This is a genomic window from Pseudomonas sp. TMB3-21 (assembly GCF_054898145.1).
On the sequence record NZ_CM142718.1, the window covers coordinates 445,821 to 463,124 of the forward strand.

Here is a 17,304-nt window from a genome sequence, read left to right on the forward strand (position 1 = left end):
GCCGACGTGAAAAGTACTCGTCTGTACGAGTTAAATCAACAACTGGTACAGACGAGTATGATTTTGTTTATTACGCGTAAATCACGCGATGACTTTTCCTACTAATAAAAGGGAAGGAACCCAAAACCCGCATGGACAATTGCCTACCCTGCCCTTAAGGTTCGACACCTTGAGCATCCCGGCACAGAGCCATTCCCATGAGTAAATACAACCAGATCTACAACGATCTGCTTGCCAGTATCACGACCGAACGTCTGGAACGCGGCGCGCGGTTGCCTTCCGAAACCGAACTGATGGACAGCTATCAGGCGAGTCGCGGCACCGTGCGCAAGGCCATCGAACAACTTCAGGAGCGCGGCTTCGCGCAAAAAATTCACGGCAAAGGCACCTTCGTGCTGTCGACCAACCCGATCGAATTTCAGCTGGGGGGCATCGTCAGCTTTCAGGAAACCGAACCCGGGCTGGGCAATGACGTCAGCACCGAAGTGGTCGAGTTCGAACAGCTGCCGCTCGAAGGCCCGTTGCTCGAACACATTCAGGCGCAGGAAGGCAGTTTGATCACCCGGATCAAACGGGTGCGGCGGATCGACGGTAAACGCGTGATTCTCGACATCAACCATTTTGTCAGCGACGTGATTCCGGGCCTGACGCGGGATATTGCCGAACACTCGATCTATGCCTTTATCGAGCAGCAACTGCAACTGCAAATTGCCTACGCACAGCGCACCATCGAAGCGGTGCCGCGCAGCAAAGATGATCACCAGCACCTGGACCTCGACGGCCAGAGCCACGTGATTGTGGTCAGCAATCAGACCTTCCTGCAGGACGGTCGGCAGTTCGAATACACCGAGTCGCGGCATACGCTGGACAAGTTTTACTTCTCGGATATCGCGCGGCGTTGAGCACGAGTTCGAAAAATTCCCCGCCAGCGGGTGTTTTCCCATGCGGACCGTCGCCCGATACCACAGCTGTTCTTCCGACCGTCTGACAGACCGATCCTGCTCATCCTTGAAATCATCGCCGTGGATTTTCATCACCACGATCAAGGAGAGAGACTGTGGACACCCCGCAAAACACTGAACTACCCAATGCTGCCGACCGACTGGCACTCAAGGCATTGGTGCCCGCCCTGGTTCAGGCCTGCCCCGACATGTACGAAATGGCCTGCGCGGTCGCTCGCGAAATTCTGACCGCACACGGCTTCGAGCATCTGGATCCCGAACTGGTTCACTGGCATCGGTTTCACGCGGCCCAGAGCAGTTCGAAAACCTTCACCGGCTGGGAGCATCTGCAAGAATCACCCCGCGAGTCGATGACCTTGCCGCAGTTGGTGATCCAGCGTTTTAGCGTGCACGACCAGGACAATGCCGACCTGCTCGACTCCGATGCCGGTTTCTACACCGCCGGGCCTGACGCTGGCACCTATAACGAAACCAACGAAGTGCGCCTGCACAGCAGCGATGTGCTGAAGGCATTTTGGGCGATCAATTTCGCTGATCGCTTCCGCAAGAAAACCAGCGCTTTCTGGAGCAAGCACGGCAAGACGTTCCGCTCGCTGGCCAAATGCACCTTTCTGGCCAAGGCTACGGAAGACCGTGAAAGCGGTCGTTTGTCGGATGACAATTTCAGGACTGTGGTTCGCGCGGTGGCCGGCAATGTCAGCTGGCCGGTGACCCTGCAGATGCTCGAAGACGAATGCCCGGTCACTCAGGCGCCGCAAGTGACGCTGCTTAAGATTGGCGGATTCGTGGCCACTGACATCCTGTGCATCGTCGACAGCAAAGGTGGGAAAATTCTCTATGTGCCCGGCGAAATCTGGGGCGTGCATGCCCTGCAGTCAGCACGTGATCTGCACTGGTGGGTGCTGTCGCAAATCAAAAAGCCCTCGGACCGCAAACGTTTCATGGCGCATTTCCAGGTGTCCGACCACGACATCATGGAGGACACCTCATGGCGCAACGCTGCGAAAGAGCGCTGGCTGCTGGCCCTGATTCCGATCGTGGGCGTTATCGCCGAGCTGACGCGCGAACCGCATATCGAGAACGTCGGGCTCAGCCATACGCTCGACTTGCTCGTGAGTACCTGGGACAGCGCCGACCATTCCCTGATCGAACACACCGCCGCGTCTATCGAGGGAGATGCCTTCAGTTTCTTGGCTCAGGCTCTTCATATCCGCATGATCGGTGATGCGGAATTCATGATGCATTCCAACGGCGATCTGCGGAAAAAACTGTGGATCGGCTATCTCAATGCGTTCAACCGCATGTTTGGCCCGATGGCTGCCGTCGGTTGGCCGGTGGCGCTGTCGGTCGTCGGCGCGGGCATGGCCACCGTCGGCCTGCAGATCGATCAGGCGGTCAATGGCAAAACGCCGGGGGCGCGCAAGGCAGCCGTCACCGGCGCGATTTTCGCGGCCATCGATACGCTGTTCAACGCTACGTTCATCAAGGGCGGCGAACACCTACCGGAAATTGCCGAAATCGAGGGCGAGGTAGCGGCCGAGGCGTTTGTCGCGCAGGAAGAAAAACTCGCCGAAGCCGCCCTTGCCCGCCCACCGTTGCCAACCCTGGAAGAGATCGCACCGCATCAGGTATTGCCCGCCGCGCCGGAAGATTTTCTCGCCTCGTTCAAGACCGAGATCAAAGAAAACTCGCGGATTGAACCCGGCAGTGCACAGTTTCAGGAAATCCTTCAGACCCCCTCGGGCAGGACTTACATCTACATGAGACGCGCCGGCTCGGACGGGTTTTATCAGGTGCGCTACGTTGAACAGATGCGCGGATGGGTGATCGTCGACCCGGCCAATCCTTACTCCTTTCATCGTAATGTGCCGGTACGCCTGAACGAAGCGTTGAAATGGCAACCCACCGCCCGGCCAGGTCTGCGGGGCGGGATGAAAATATTCGGCGATTGGCCCTGGGGTCACACCGCCGATCCTTTGCCCGAGGTGGTGGCGCAACCGATGCCTTATGACGTGGCGCAATCGTCAAGGGAGGCACTGCGCTCAGTCGCCGAATCAAGGATCAAAGATTTCCCGCTGGACAGCGTCACCACCAGCGACAGCCTTTATCAGGATTTCAAGACACTGCGTCGCAGCCTGTACGACGACGCAATCAGGGCCCCCACAGAGTCCGCCACGCCACCGCGCCCGGCGGTGCCGGTCTTCAAACCGGCCACCCCGTTCGCCGAGGCGAGCAAGCGGCTGCTCAAGGAGACGCCGGGGCTGGTGATCGGGCAGGACAGTGCCTCCATCGCCGCCCGACAATTGCTGATCGATAACCTCAAGGTGCTAAACAAACAGAAAGTCCGAACCCTGTATCTGGATCGTCTGCTGACTGATTTTCATCAGGTGGACCTCGACACCTTTCACACCACCGGCACGATGCCGCCAGCGCTGGAAGATTATCTCAAGAGCCTGGACACCCGGCTCGGAACCGACCCGAGCGGCCCCCACAGCTACACCGAACTGGTGCAGACCGCGCAGAAAAACCATGTGCGCGTGCAAGCCATCGACTGCATGGCCAGCCGCAGCTTCCCGCACATGGAGCAAACGTCCGAGGTCAGCAGCCAGAAGATGCTCAACTATTTTTCCGACAAGACGATCCGCGCCGATCAGGCTGCGCGGGGTACTCATCGCTGGGTAGCGCTGGTGGATGAGGGACGCGCCAGTACTCTGGATAGCGTTGCCGGCATCAGTGAGAGGCAGGGCGCCGTGGCGTTGCGCGTCGAGGAAATTCCCTTGGGAAAAGCCAGCGGGCTGTCGGCCGATCCCGGCAAAAAAGTGCTGGACCTGTTCGGCCGCCCCGTAGACCTGATCAAAAGCGATCTGCGCCTGCAAGTGACAGCTTCGCCTGCGACCGCCACCGCTCGCACCGTCGACGAGGCTTTACCGAGAAGAGGCATGTTTCTGTTTCAGGAGCCCTCCACGCTGATCCACCGCAGCGGTGACGGGACGCTAGTCACTACCAACATCCAGCAGGATGCCGGCGGCCTGTTCATCGTTCGTCCACGCTGGACCACGGTCAGCGGCCGTCATTTTGCCAGCGCTCATGAGTTGGCCACCGCACTTGAGGATGAAGGCCTGAGCCTCAGGCGCGTGCGTATTGATCCTTCGGCCAAGCCGGGTGAAACGGCCGTTGAACCCGTGGCGCCAGTGCCCGACACCAATGCCGTGCCTGCGCCGTTGATTCCGGACGTGCCACGAATTACTTCGCCTTACGACATTCCATCGCAGCTTCGCAACGAACTTAGCGCCAGGGCATCCAGCCCAGGCGACCGTTCTCTGTGGGACAACGTCGTGACGCTTGAAGGCAACACGCCTCTCGACACATTCAAGGCCCTGCGCCAACAACTGCATGCAGACACCACGCGCTTTTACGCCGAGCTGCAGCTTGCGCCGCGCCCGCCCCTCTCGCCCATCGCCCCGACTACGACCGCCGAGGCGTTCATCGAGCAATCGCTGGAGCAATTCAATGGCTTGGTGATCGGCGAAAGTCATGCGGATATCGGTAGCAAACAATGGCTGATCGAGCAGATGCCGACACTGGCTCGCAAAGGCGTGAAAACCCTGTACATGGAGCACCTGTTCACCGACTTCCATCAACCGGCGCTGGACAACTTCGCCAGAACTTTAGTGATGCCTCGCGATCTTGAGCTGTACCTTGAAAGCCTCGATCAGGGCCATATGACCGACCCGCTGGGCCGCTACACCTTCCTCAATCTGGTCAAGGAAGCCAACGGGCAAGGCGTGCGCATTCAAGCCATCGACTGCATGGCCAGTTACCGGCTCGAAGGCATGCGCGGCCTGCAGAAAACATCCCGGCAGAAAATCATGAATTTCTTCGCCCACACGGTCATCGAGGCCGACCAGTCTGCAAGTGGCCCACACAAATGGGTGGCGCTGGTGGGTAATTCACACGCCAACACCTTTGACGGTGTGGCGGGTGTCAGTGAGCTGGAGCAGGGCCTTGGCCTGCGCTTCGAAGATGTGACTCAGGGCAAATCCGCAGGGACCGAACCGGACCCTGGCAGAACCTATGTCGAGGACAATGACAGTCCGACCGCGATGGTTAAAAGTGATCTGCGCCTGCAAATGGAAACACCTTGGTCAGCTCAGACAACACCGGACATCGATAAATTGCTGAGCCGTCCCGGCATGTACACCCTCCAGCGCGACCCGCGCGGCACGCGACTGATGCATCGCGGTCGCGACAATCTCATTGTGAGCACGACCATTCACGCCGAATCCGGGCGTTTCTTCATCGAACGTCCGACATGGCCCACGCTGCATGAGAAGCGCTTCACCAGCATCGAAGCCCTGCTCAAGGCGCTGGACCAAAGCGGCTTGACCCTGGCCGGCTGGACGGGCCCGCTGTAAGCACCCACAAAAAAGCCGCGAGAAACCTGGTTTCACGCGGCGCTTTGTAAAGCCTGTCAGGCCATCGGCTACCCGATTCAGAACAGTTTTTGGGCATAACTATGTAGTGCACACTCCTTGAGCGAACGGGCGATCTTGAGCGCCCATTTCTCAAGGATAGAGAACACATGAGCTCGATCACCGCCGCACCAATGCCCAATGCCAGCGACAAAGCCACGTTGAAGGCAATCGCCGCCCGAATCGTGACGGCCTGCCCAAGTCTGCAAGACACCGCCCACGAAGTGGCCAGCGGCCTCCTTACAAAATACGGGGTCACCGGCCTGGACCCGGATCAGGTTTATTTTCATCGGTTCAGGCTCGCCCAAAGCAACCCGAAGACCTTCACCGGTTGGGAACACTTTCGCGAAAAACCTTATGAGTCCATGACCCTGACACAACTGGTGATTCATCGCTTCCGTGCTACCGATCAGGACAACGCAGATCTCCTCGACCTCTACGCTGGGTTCTACACCGCAGGACCGCAGGCAGACGATTTCAACGAGAGCAATGAAGTGCGCCTGCATGGCAATGAAGTATTGAAGGACTTCTGGAGTATCAACTTCAGCGACCTTTACCGCACCAAGCTACAAACATTCTGGAAGGATTCTTCCGATGATTTTCGCACGTTGGCCAAGTGCAATTTTCTCGGCAAAGCCATCGACGCCTGCGAAAGCGGGCGGTTGACCACAGACGATTTCCAGACTGTCGTCAATGCCGTCACTGGCGAGATGACCTGGCCAGTGAACCTTCAGAAACTTGAAGCAGAAACCCCGGCTGATCCTGCGGTGCGAATTTGCACGCTGGACATCGCTGGCTATGTCTCGGCCAATATTCTGCGGATCGTTGACCCCAAGGGTCGACAGATCATTTATTCGCCGGGTGAAGCCGAACCGTTTCAAGTGCTCGAAACACCAGCGGATATGCACTGGTGGGCCTTGCAACACATGAACGATGAAGCGCCGCGCCAAGCCTTCATGAATCATTTCCGTCTGGCAGATCGCCACGCCATCGGCGAAAACATCTCCGACCTGATGGATCGTCTGGTGAGTACCTGGGGTCACTCTGATCATCACCTGATCAATCAAAAAGACCAGAGCATCACGGGCGACGCTTTCACCTGGTTGCGCGATTCCACCCAGACCGCGATGTTCGCGGAAGCTGACTTGTCCCTGACCTCGAATGGCGATCTACGAAAAAAATTGTGGGTCGGATACTTGAGCGCAGGTTTGAAGGTATTCGGGCCGATGGCGGCGATCGGCTGGCCAGTGGCGTTGCCTGTGATCGGTGCCAGCCTGATCAACATGGGCTTGAACATTGATCAGGCCGTGAATGGCAGGACTGCCTCCGAGCGTAAAAATGGCGTTATCGGGGCGGTGCTCAACGGCATTGATGCCGTGTTTAATATTCCGTTCTTGAAAGGTACTGGCTCATTGGCAGAAGTCGGCGAATCCGTCGATGCCGTCGAAGCCGCTGAAATGGCTGACTTGCTGGGACCCAACGAATTGCCGGAAACACCCGAAGCGCCAGAACAACCGGCGGAGTTGATGACAGCTGAAGAGCCGGAAGAAGGGCTGCCCATTATTGAAGGGTTACCCGCTACAACGCCTGAAACTGCGCAAACTGAGGAAGTTGCGCGGCACTACCAGATTAATGAACTGCTGGACGGATATTCACCGATCGACGAGCCCGGAAAGTTTCAGGGTATCTACAGGCTGGACTCGGATCCCCCCTACGCGATCATGATGAACGACACCGCGTACAACGTTCACTATTTCCCCGATGCTGAGGGAGGCGGACACTGGGCAATCGTCGATCCGGCAAGACCGAATCAATTCATACACTCACTGCCGGTGCGACTGAATGCCGAAGGCGACTGGGAACGGATGCCTCGGTTGGGGCTGAAGGCAGGTGGTCAGTGCATAGGCAAGGCATGCATTCCGGAAGCGGACCTCGACGCAAGCGAAGCGGCAGAGGTCGAGCAGGTGGAACCTACCCCGCGCAACGTTCGCGTTGTGGTTACGTCGTATACAGCTCGTTCCAGATGGGCGCAGAAAAGATGGGCACTGGGACTGCGACAAACCCATGTGGAGGTTCGGGTAGACCCGATCAGTAATCGGCTGATATCGGTCGATCATTACCGCTTGGACTATGCCCTGGTACGACAAAGGCTTCTGCGCGGCTCCGCACTCTTTTACAAGAATCTCGTCTGGGCCAACTTGCCGCCACGTCCAGTCATCCCGCAAGTAACTCCACTCACCACGACGTCTCGCCTTATCGAGCAGATTTTCGAGAGCGCTCCGGGGCTGGTCGTCGGTGAAAGTCTTGATCGAGTCAGCAGTATGCGGTTCATGATCGAGAACCTGCCGACGCTGGCCAGGCAGGGAGTGAAGACTATTTACATGCGCCGTCTGGTCAATGATTTCATTCAGTCTGATCTGAACTCGTTTTTTGAGACTGGCGTTATGCCTGGCGATCTAGGGGAATACCTGACGTCACTCGGCACCGATCCTTCAGGGCAATTCAATGAACTGCAAATTGTCATAGAGGCCAGGCAGCACGGCATTCGCGTTCAGGCGACCAACTGCGCGGCCGTCTCTAAATATCCCGGTCTGGCAGAAGCGGGCTACCTGGAGCAAATGGCCGCGAACCATTTGACCAATGAAATTTTCGCCGCAGACAGACTGGTCAACGGAGATGGAAAGTGGGTTGTGCTGACCGGAGCTGAAAACACTAATACATTCAGAGGCCTTGCCGGCATCAGCGAACTGGAAGGTGGTATTGGCGTACGGATTGAAGAGGTCAACCCGGGCCAAGGGCAACGTATTGCAATAGACCCCGGCTTGGAAGTGACTACCGTTCCCTCTGCGACCAGTCCGATGCGAGGCACTTTCGATACCCTGCAAGCCGATCTGTTGCTTCAGATGGAAGCACCACTGCTGGTTCGCACCGAATTAGAAATCGAAAAACTGCTGACGCGCCCGGGCATGTACCTGTTCGAGAAATCAGACGATGTATTTATTTTGCACCATCGTAGTCAACACGGAGGGATCGTCCGCACTTGGGTTGAACACTCGGCCGATGGCGGATACTCGATCAACCGTCCGTCCTGGACCGATGTCAATCAGGTTCGGTTCTCGTCGCTGGACATGTTGTCCCATGCGCTTGAACGGCGAGGTATGACTTTACAAAGTCGCTTACCGAGCTGAGGTGAACAGGATACTGAGGACGAAAAAAAACCCTGGCCAGGGCCAGGGTTATTTCAATCAGTCATCAATCTGCGTGCGGGGTCATTCCCACTCAATCGTCGCAGGCGGCTTGCTCGACACGTCATAAGTAACGCGCGAGATACCTTCGATTTCATTGATGATGCGGCCGGAAACAGTTTCCAGCAATTCGTAAGGCAGGTGTGCCCAGCGTGCGGTCATGAAGTCGATGGTTTCCACCGCACGCAGGGCCACGACCCAGGCGTAACGACGGCCATCGCCTACCACGCCAACCGATTTCACCGGCTGGAACACCACGAAGGCCTGGCTGACTTTGTGGTACCAGTCAGCCTTGCGCAGTTCTTCGATGAAGATGTGGTCGGCGCGACGCAGCAGGTCGGCGTATTCCTTTTTCACTTCACCCAGGATCCGCACACCCAGGCCCGGGCCCGGGAACGGGTGACGGTAGACCATGTCGTACGGCAGGCCGAGTTCCAGGCCCAGACGACGGACTTCGTCCTTGAACAGCTCGCGCAGTGGTTCGACCAGCTTGAGGTTCATTTCTTCCGGCAGGCCGCCCACGTTGTGGTGCGACTTGATCACGTGGGCCTTGCCGCTTTTCGCGCCAGCCGACTCGATCACGTCCGGGTAGATGGTGCCTTGCGCGAGGTACTTGATGTTGTCCAGTTTGTTCGACTGGGCATCGAATACGTCGATGAAGGTACGGCCGATGATCTTGCGCTTCTTCTCCGGGTCGGACTCGCCGGCCAGGTTGTCGAGGAACTGGTCTTCGGCATTCGCGCGGATCACTTTGACGCCCATGTTCTCGGCGAACATGGCCATCACTTGCTCGCCTTCGTGCAGACGCAGCAGGCCGTTGTCGACGAAGACGCAGGTCAACTGGTCGCCGATGGCTTTGTGCAGCAGCGCGGCAACCACCGAGGAATCGACGCCGCCGGACAAGCCGAGCAGAACGTTGTCGGTACCGACCTGAGCGCGCACGTTGGCGATGGCGTCTTCAGCGATTTTCGACGGGGTCCACAGCGCTTCGCACTCGCAGATGTCGAGGATGAAACGCGACAGGATGCGGCCGCCCTGCTTGGTGTGGGTCACTTCCGGGTGGAATTGCACGCCGTAGTAGCGGCGCTCATCGCTGAACATGCCGGCGATCGGGCAGCTCGGGGTGCTGGCGAGGATGTGGAAGTCTTGCGGCATGCGAGTGACTTTGTCGCCGTGGCTCATCCACACGTCGAGACCGAACAGGCCGTCAGCGTCGATGTGGTCCTCGATGCCGTCCAGCAGGCGGCTCTTGCCCACTACATCGACACGGGCGTAACCGAATTCACGCAGCTCGGAACCTTCAACCTTGCCACCCAGCTGTTCAGCCATGGTCTGCATGCCGTAGCAGATACCGAAGACCGGTACGCCGAGGTCAAACACCGCTTGCGGGCAGCGAGGGCTGTTGGCTTCGTGCACGGACTCGGGACCACCGGCGAGGATGACGCCTTTCGGTGCGAATTCGCGGATCGCTTCGTCGTCCATGTCGAACGGATGCAGCTCGCAATACACGCCGATTTCACGCACGCGGCGGGCAATCAGCTGGGTGTACTGGGAACCGAAATCGAGGATCAGGATGCGGTGGGCGTGAATGTCGAGGGCCATGATTCAGTCTCGTCTAGAAATTCAGAAACAGTCGTGATTCAGAAACAACTCGGGGCTGAATAACACAGCCCCGGTTGCTTAACGATTTGCTTGAAGGCTCAACCTACGCGGTAGTTTGGCGCTTCTTTGGTGATCTGCACGTCGTGAACGTGGGATTCGGCCATGCCGGCACCGGTGATCCGCACGAACTCGGGCTTGGTGCGCATTTCTTCGATGTCGGCGCTGCCGGTGTAGCCCATCGAGGAACGCAGGCCGCCCATCAGCTGATGGATGATGGCGCTCAGGGTGCCCTTGTAAGGAACACGGCCTTCGATGCCTTCCGGGACGAGTTTCTCGGCGCCGGCCGACGAATCCTGGAAGTAACGGTCGGAAGAACCTTGAGCCTGGGACATGGCGCCCAGCGAACCCATGCCACGATAAGCCTTGTACGAACGACCCTGGAACAGTTCGATTTCGCCTGGCGCTTCTTCAGTACCGGCAAACATCGAGCCCATCATCACGCAGGAAGCACCGGCCACGATGGCCTTGGACAGGTCACCGGAGAAACGGATGCCGCCATCGGCGATCAACGGAACGCCAGTGCCTTCAAGGGCCGCGGCGACATTGGCGATAGCACTGATTTGCGGAACGCCGACACCGGCGACGATGCGGGTGGTGCAGATCGAGCCAGGGCCGATACCGACCTTGACGGCGTCAGCGCCCGCTTCGGCCAAGGCCTTGGCCGCAGCGCCGGTGGCGATGTTGCCGCCGATGACTTGTACGTCAGGGAAATTCTGTTTGACCCAGCGAACGCGGTCGATCACGCCTTTGGAGTGACCGTGTGCGGTGTCCACCACCACCACGTCAACACCGGCATTAACCAGTGCAGCAACGCGGTCGCCGGTGTCTTTACCTGTACCGACTGCAGCGCCGACGCGCAGACGACCTTGATCGTCCTTGCTGGCCAGCGGGTAGGCCTTGGCTTTTTCGATGTCGTTGACGGTCATCATGCCTTTGAGGGCGAATTTGTCGTCGACGATCAGGACGCGTTCGATGCGGTTCTTGTGCAACAGCTCGCGGACGTCGTTCTTGTCGGCGCCCTCCTTGACCGTGACCAGACGCTCTTTAGGCGTCATCACTTCACGGACAGTGGCTTCCAGACGGTTTTCGAAACGTACGTCGCGGGAGGTGACGATGCCGACCAGGTCGCCATCGTGCAATACCGGCACGCCGGAGATGTTGTGCTGGCGGGTCAGTTCGAACAGTTCACGCACCGTGGCATCTGCCTCGATGGTGATCGGGTCCTTGACCACGCCGGCTTCGTAACGCTTGACCTTGCGCACTTCGGCAGCTTGCTGCTCGATGGTCATGTTCTTGTGGATGATGCCGATGCCACCTTCCTGAGCCATGGCGATTGCCAGACGGGCTTCAGTGACGGTGTCCATTGCGGCAGAAACCAGAGGAATATTCAGCTCGATGCCACGGGTTAGGCGGGTCTTGAGACTGACTTCGTTAGGAAGCACCTCGGAATAACCGGGCACTAGGAGAATGTCGTCGAATGTCAGAGCTTCTTGGCTGATACGCAGCATCGCGGGGGCTCCCGAGCGGGAAATTGGAAGCGCGCCATTATAGTCAGACACCCCCTCGGGTTCAATGTAAAACTCTGTCTATTATTGCCGGACTGATTGAGGGGCTAAAACTACCGCACCCCATTCGAACGCAGAACACGTGGCGAGGGAGCTTGCTCCCGCTCGGTTGCGTAGCGACCGCCAAAAGGCCGGGGCCACTTCGCAGCCCGGCGGGAGCAAGCTCCCTCGCCACAGGGGGGTGTTCCTTGCTACCAGCACCACGTTTCTACAACTCCACTTTCACCCAACTCACAGGCTGATCCAGCCAATCGGCAAACTCGTCGATAAAACTCTGCTTGAAACCCGCCTCGGCCCAGTTGTTGAAAATGAAGCCTAAATTGGAAAATCCGCATTCCTGTAAAAACAGAAACCCGTTGATGTCATCTTCATGACCGCATTCCGGGCAGGTGAAGTTGTCGGTGCGCCCCGGCATCCACTCTTCCAGGCTTTCGAACAACGCCTCGCCGACCTCCTTGCGGCACTCGGCGCAGCCCGCCTCGCCCAGAAACCCTTTGGCCGGCGTATAGATGCAGCGCTTGGTGATGATTTCCAGGCCATTGATCGGCTCGCCGAACGGCAGCGCCTGTGGATGTAACACCACCGCGCGCGCGCCGTCAGCAATGGCGTGGCCCATGCGATTGCCGGTCCGCCCGCAAGTGGTCAGCTCTTCCTTGATGATGTTCTTGCGCGCCAGCCAACGCACGATCGCCCGCGCCCGAGGCTCGTGCACCGGCAGCGTGGAGATTTTCGGGACGATGATGCTTTGCGAATTCATGCTGCAGCCTACTACGTCAAATGGATGTTCTGCGCCGCGCTGTCTGAAGCCTTCGCGAGCAAGCCACGCTCCCACAGGGTCTGCTGTCGGCACAACCCCCTGTGGGAGCGAGCCTGCTCGCGAAGGCGTCAGAACGGCCGGCAGCTTAATCGCTGACGAAACTGGGTCAAGTCTTGGCCGCACCGGCGAGCGATTTGCGCTGGCTCATGGAGATTGACCGCCAAATGCCTTTAAACTGCCTCCCATGATTAAAGATCCCTTTGCAAGACTCGGCCTGGACCGTGAAGTGCTCACCGTCAGCCAGCTCAACGGCCGCGCGCGGGTGTTGCTGGAAGACGTGTTCAGCAATATATGGGTCGAAGGCGAAATCTCCAACCTCGCCCGCCCGGCGTCCGGCCACGTGTACTTCACGCTCAAGGACAGCGGCGCCCAAGTGCGTTGCGCATTGTTTCGACAAAACGCTGCGCGGGTGCGTCAGGCGCTGAAAGACGGCCTGGCGGTGAAGGTTCGCGGCAAGGTTTCGCTGTTCGAAGGCCGCGGTGACTATCAACTGATCCTCGACACCGTCGAACCTGCCGGTGATGGCGCTTTGCGACTGGCGTTTGATGCGCTGAAAGAAAAGCTCAGCGCCGAAGGCCTGTTCAGTGCCGAACGCAAAGTGCCGCTGCCGGCGCACCCGCAGCGCATCGGCATTATCAGTTCGCCCACTGGCGCGGTGATTCGCGACATCATCAGCGTATTCCGCCGCCGGGCACCGCAGGTCCAGCTGACGCTGATCCCGACTGCCGTGCAAGGCCGCGAAGCCACCGCGCAGATTGTCCGCGCGCTGAAACTCGCCGATGCCCGTGGTTTCGATGCGCTGATCCTGGCCCGTGGCGGCGGCTCGCTGGAAGACCTTTGGTGTTTCAACGAAGAAGCCGTGGCCCGCGCGGTGGATGCCTGCGTGACGCCGATTGTCAGCGCTGTGGGCCATGAAACCGATGTATCGATCAGCGATTTCGTCGCCGACGTTCGCGCACCCACACCGTCCGCCGCCGCCGAACTGCTCGCGCCGGACTCCAGCGATCTGGTTCGGCGGGTCGAAAGCCTGCATCGCCGGTTGGTGATGCGCATCCGCGACCGTTTGATGCGTGATCGCCTGCGTCTGGAAGGCATGGCACGACGTCTGCGGCATCCCGGTGAACGTCTGCGCCAGCAGGCGCAACGTCTGGACGATCTGGACATGCGCATGCGCCGCGCTTTCGAGCGCAGCCTCAACACTCGGCGCGAACGACTGATCCGCCTGGAAACCCGCCTCGCCGGGCAACATCCGGGACGGCAACTGGCGATGCTTCGTCAGCGCCTCGACAGCCTCGGCGAGCGCTTGCCCCGCGCCATGCGCGAAAGGCTTAAATCGCGGCGGCTGGCCTTGCAGAGTCAAGTGCAGACGCTGCAAGTGGTCAGCCCGCTGGCGACATTGGCGCGTGGCTACAGCATTTTGCTTGATGAACGCGGTCACGCGATCCGCAGCGCTGCGCAAACCCACAACGGCCAGCGTTTGAAAGCCCGCCTGGGCGAAGGCGAATTGCACGTTCGGGTCGAAGACAATCACCTGACGCCCGTCACCCTCTCTTTACTGGATTGATCCATGCCGCGTTTTCTTGCTCCGTTGTTCTTGCTGTGCCTGACGTTCAATGCCCACGCTGACAGTTACATCACTCGCCTGCTGAACAAACCGGTGCCGGGCGGTGTAGCGGTCGTCGATCTCGGCGCTTCTGCGCAGGCGCCGAAAGCCAGCTATCAAGGCAAACCGGTGCTGGTGGTCAAGGAACAGAACAACTGGCTGGCGATTGTCGGCGTACCTCTGACGGTCAAGCCCGGCACGCAACAAGTCACCAGCGGTGGGCGAAATCTGAGTTTCACGGTGGGCAACAAGAAGTACCCGGAGCAACGCATTACCCTGAAGAACACCCAGCAGGTGAATCCTGATCCGGCCAATCTCAAGCGCATCGAGAAGGAGTTGGCGGAGCAAATTGCGGCCTACCGTCTGTTCAGCCCGAACACGCCGAGCAACCTGCTGCTGGACAAACCGGTCAACGGGCCGCTGTCGAGCAAGTTCGGCGTGCGCCGCTTCTTTAATGGTGAAGAGCGTAATCCGCACTCGGGCCTGGATTTCGCCGTACCTGCAGGCACGCCGATCAAGACGCCGGCGGCGGGCAAAGTCATTTTGATCGGTAACTATTTCTTCAATGGCAACACAGTATTTGTCGACCACGGCCAGGGCTTCATCAGCATGTTTTGCCACATGTCGAAGATCGACGTGAAGGTCGGCCAGCAGATGGCCCGAGGCGGCGTGGTCGGGAAAGTCGGTGCCACCGGGCGTGCGACCGGGCCGCACATGCACTGGAACATCAGCCTGAATGATGCGCGGGTGGATCCGGCGATATTCATTGGCGCTTTTCAGCCGTAAATGTGTTGGTGAGGCTTAAGAACTTTTCGCGAGCAGGCTCACTCCTACAGTGGTCTGCGGCGTGTCACACATCACTGTGGAAGCGAGCTTGCTCTGGGCGGCATTCCGACGGAGGCGGCAGCCGTATCACTACCATCCTTCAATTGCCGACGTTCAACCATCACCGCAATCATTAATGCATCACGCACAAATACGCGCGATTAAATCTCGCAAACACTAATAAAAGCAGAACTTCTCTCAATTTTTTTCGACTGCTTGCCAACCTTCACCCTCGCGGTTAGGGTTGAAGGCATGAAAACCTCTCACACCCTCATCCAGCTTCGTCAGCACCGCAGTCTGTGCCTCGTCAGTGCACGACTGCCGGGCTGAATCGCGGTACCTCGTCCTGAGCTTTTCCCCAAGAACATTTGATCCACCGGCAGGCCGCCTTTTTTCGGCCAATACAATAAGGATTTCCCGATGAGCATGCTCAAAGACCCGTCTTCGAAGTACCGCGCGTTCCCGACCATTGATATTCCGGACCGTACATGGCCATCGAAGACCATCACCGCGGCGCCGATCTGGTGCAGCTCCGACCTTCGCGACGGCAACCAGTCGCTGATCGAGCCGATGGACGCGGTGAAAAAGCTGCGCTTCTGGAAAACCCTCGTGCAAGTCGGCGTGAAAGAAATCGAAGCCTCGTTCCCGGCCGCTTCGCAAACCGATTTTGACTTCGTGCGTACGCTGATCGAAGGCAACCACATCCCGGACGACACCACCATTCAGGTGCTGACCCAGGGTCGTGAAGACTTGATCGAGCGCACTTTCGAATCCCTGCGCGGGGCGAAGAAAGCCATTGTTCACCTGTACAACGCAACCTCCCCTTCCTTCCGCCGTATTGTCTTCAATCAGGACAAGGAAGGCGTGAAAGCGATCGCCGTGAACGCGGCCAAACTGTTCGTCAAATACGCCGCGCAACAGCCGGACACCGAGTGGACCTTCGAGTACTCGCCGGAGACCTTCAGCGCCACCGAAGTGGAGTTCGCCAAGGAAGTCTGCGACGCGGTGATCGAAGTGTGGAACCCGACGCCCGAGCACAAAATGATCCTCAACCTCCCAGCTACGGTTGAGTGCGCGACCCCGAACATCTATGCCGATCAGATCGAATGGTTCGGACGTCACATCAACCGTCGTGACAGCGTGATCATCAGCCTGCACACCCATAACGACCGTGGCACTGGCGTTGCTGCCACCGAGTTGGGCCTGATGGCCGGCGCCGACCGTGTCGAAGGCTGCCTGTTCGGCAACGGTGAACGTACCGGCAACGTCGATCTGGTGACCGTGGCGTTGAACCTCTACACCCAAGGCATTCACCCTGAGCTGGATTTCTCCGACATCGACGGTGTGCGCAAAGTCGTCGAAGAGTGCAACCAGATCCAGGTGCACCCGCGCCATCCGTACGTCGGCGACCTGGTGCATACCGCGTTCTCGGGTTCGCACCAGGACGCGATCCGCAAGGGCTTCGCCCAGCAGAAACCGGATGGCCTGTGGGAAGTGCCGTACTTGCCAATCGACCCGGCCGACATCGGCCGCAGCTACGAGGCGGTGATTCGCGTCAACAGCCAGTCGGGCAAGGGCGGTATCGCTTACCTGCTGGAGCAGGAATATGGCATCAGCTTGCCACGCCGCATGCAGATCGAATTCAGCCAGGTGGTGCAGCGTGAAACCGATCGTCTGGGCCTCGAGATGACGGCCCAGCAGATCCACGCTTTGCTGCACAGCGAGTACTTGCAGGCCAACACCCCGTACGCGCTGGTCAGCCATCGTCTGCAGGAAGAGAACGGCAACAGCGCCGTCGAAGTTGAAGTGGCCAGCAAGGGCCAGGGCGAAACCAACCTGCACTGGCGTGGCAAAGGCAACGGTGCCCTGGAAGCACTCGTTGCCGGGCTGCCGATTCCGGTGGAGATCATGGACTACAACGAACACGCGATTGGCGCCGGTACGAATGCCAAAGCGGCGGCGTACATTGAACTGCGTGTGGACGGCCAGCGTGCGGTACACGGTGTGGGGATTGACGAGAACATCACCACCGCAAGCTTCAAAGCGCTGTTCAGCGCGCTGAACCGCTCGCTGAGTCAACCGGAAGCGAAAGCGGCGTAAGCCATCGCTGAAATGCAAAAGGCCCCGGGGTGTGAACCTCGGGGCCTTTTTTT

At 58.7% G+C, this 17,304-nt stretch carries 9 protein-coding genes; 6 read left to right on the top strand and 3 right to left on the bottom strand.

The window, feature by feature from the left end:
* Positions 1-197 precede the first annotated feature (197 nt).
* From treR to ACYZTS_RS02180, 3 genes are all read left to right on the top strand, one after another.
* Positions 198-902 carry a trehalose operon repressor gene (gene treR, locus ACYZTS_RS02170; RefSeq protein ID WP_461993697.1) on the top strand — a complete coding sequence of 235 codons (705 nt, stop codon included), beginning with the start codon at positions 198-200 and terminating at the stop codon, positions 900-902.
* A gap of 155 nt (positions 903-1,057) precedes the next feature.
* A complete protein-coding gene (locus ACYZTS_RS02175; RefSeq protein WP_461993699.1) occupies positions 1,058-5,377 on the top strand; it encodes a membrane-targeted effector domain-containing toxin in 4,320 nt (1,439 codons plus the stop codon).
* Positions 5,378-5,544: 167 nt separating this feature from the next.
* A complete protein-coding gene (locus ACYZTS_RS02180) occupies positions 5,545-8,622 on the top strand; it encodes a membrane-targeted effector domain-containing toxin (RefSeq protein ID WP_028624387.1) in 3,078 nt (1,025 codons plus the stop codon).
* 81 nt (positions 8,623-8,703) lie between these two features.
* On the opposite strand, the gene guaA is transcribed toward ACYZTS_RS02180, so the two are convergent.
* From guaA to ACYZTS_RS02195, 3 genes are all read right to left on the bottom strand, one after another.
* Positions 8,704-10,281 (bottom strand): glutamine-hydrolyzing GMP synthase, encoded by a 1,578-nt coding sequence (gene guaA, locus ACYZTS_RS02185; protein ID WP_028624386.1) that lies wholly within the window; start codon positions 10,279-10,281, stop codon positions 8,704-8,706.
* Between the two features lie 98 nt (positions 10,282-10,379).
* Positions 10,380-11,849 carry an IMP dehydrogenase gene (guaB, locus tag ACYZTS_RS02190; RefSeq protein ID WP_028624385.1) on the bottom strand — a complete coding sequence of 490 codons (1,470 nt, stop codon included), beginning with the start codon at positions 11,847-11,849 and terminating at the stop codon, positions 10,380-10,382.
* Between the two features lie 265 nt (positions 11,850-12,114).
* Positions 12,115-12,663, bottom strand: a complete 549-nt coding sequence (locus tag ACYZTS_RS02195) for a hypothetical protein (protein ID WP_028620128.1) — start codon at positions 12,661-12,663, stop codon at positions 12,115-12,117.
* A 244-nt stretch (positions 12,664-12,907) separates the two neighbouring features.
* On the opposite strand from ACYZTS_RS02195, the gene xseA reads away from it, so the two are divergent.
* From xseA to leuA, 3 genes are all read left to right on the top strand, one after another.
* Positions 12,908-14,287, top strand: a complete 1,380-nt coding sequence (gene xseA / locus ACYZTS_RS02200; protein ID WP_461993702.1) for an exodeoxyribonuclease VII large subunit — start codon at positions 12,908-12,910, stop codon at positions 14,285-14,287.
* A gap of 3 nt (positions 14,288-14,290) precedes the next feature.
* Positions 14,291-15,112 (top strand): peptidoglycan DD-metalloendopeptidase family protein, encoded by an 822-nt coding sequence (locus ACYZTS_RS02205; protein ID WP_461993704.1) that lies wholly within the window; start codon positions 14,291-14,293, stop codon positions 15,110-15,112.
* 459 nt (positions 15,113-15,571) lie between these two features.
* On the top strand, positions 15,572-17,251 hold the full coding sequence (leuA, locus tag ACYZTS_RS02210) for a 2-isopropylmalate synthase (RefSeq protein WP_461993706.1): 1,680 nt from the start codon (positions 15,572-15,574) through the stop codon (positions 17,249-17,251).
* The last annotated feature ends 53 nt before the right edge of the window (positions 17,252-17,304 follow it).

What these genes read in the sequence shown, in the direction of transcription:
- treR (WP_461993697.1), top strand. Translation starts at nt 198, where the DNA reads ATGAGTAAATACAACCAGATCTACAACGATCTGCTTGCCAGTATCACG.
- ACYZTS_RS02180 (WP_028624387.1), top strand. Translation starts at nt 5,545, where the DNA reads ATGAGCTCGATCACCGCCGCACCAATGCCCAATGCCAGCGACAAAGCC.
- guaA (WP_028624386.1), bottom strand. Translation starts at nt 10,281, where the DNA reads ATGGCCCTCGACATTCACGCCCACCGCATCCTGATCCTCGATTTCGGT.
- guaB (WP_028624385.1), bottom strand. Translation starts at nt 11,849, where the DNA reads ATGCTGCGTATCAGCCAAGAAGCTCTGACATTCGACGACATTCTCCTA.
- ACYZTS_RS02195 (WP_028620128.1), bottom strand. Translation starts at nt 12,663, where the DNA reads ATGAATTCGCAAAGCATCATCGTCCCGAAAATCTCCACGCTGCCGGTG.
- xseA (WP_461993702.1), top strand. Translation starts at nt 12,908, where the DNA reads ATGATTAAAGATCCCTTTGCAAGACTCGGCCTGGACCGTGAAGTGCTC.
- ACYZTS_RS02205 (WP_461993704.1), top strand. Translation starts at nt 14,291, where the DNA reads ATGCCGCGTTTTCTTGCTCCGTTGTTCTTGCTGTGCCTGACGTTCAAT.
- leuA (WP_461993706.1), top strand. Translation starts at nt 15,572, where the DNA reads ATGAGCATGCTCAAAGACCCGTCTTCGAAGTACCGCGCGTTCCCGACC.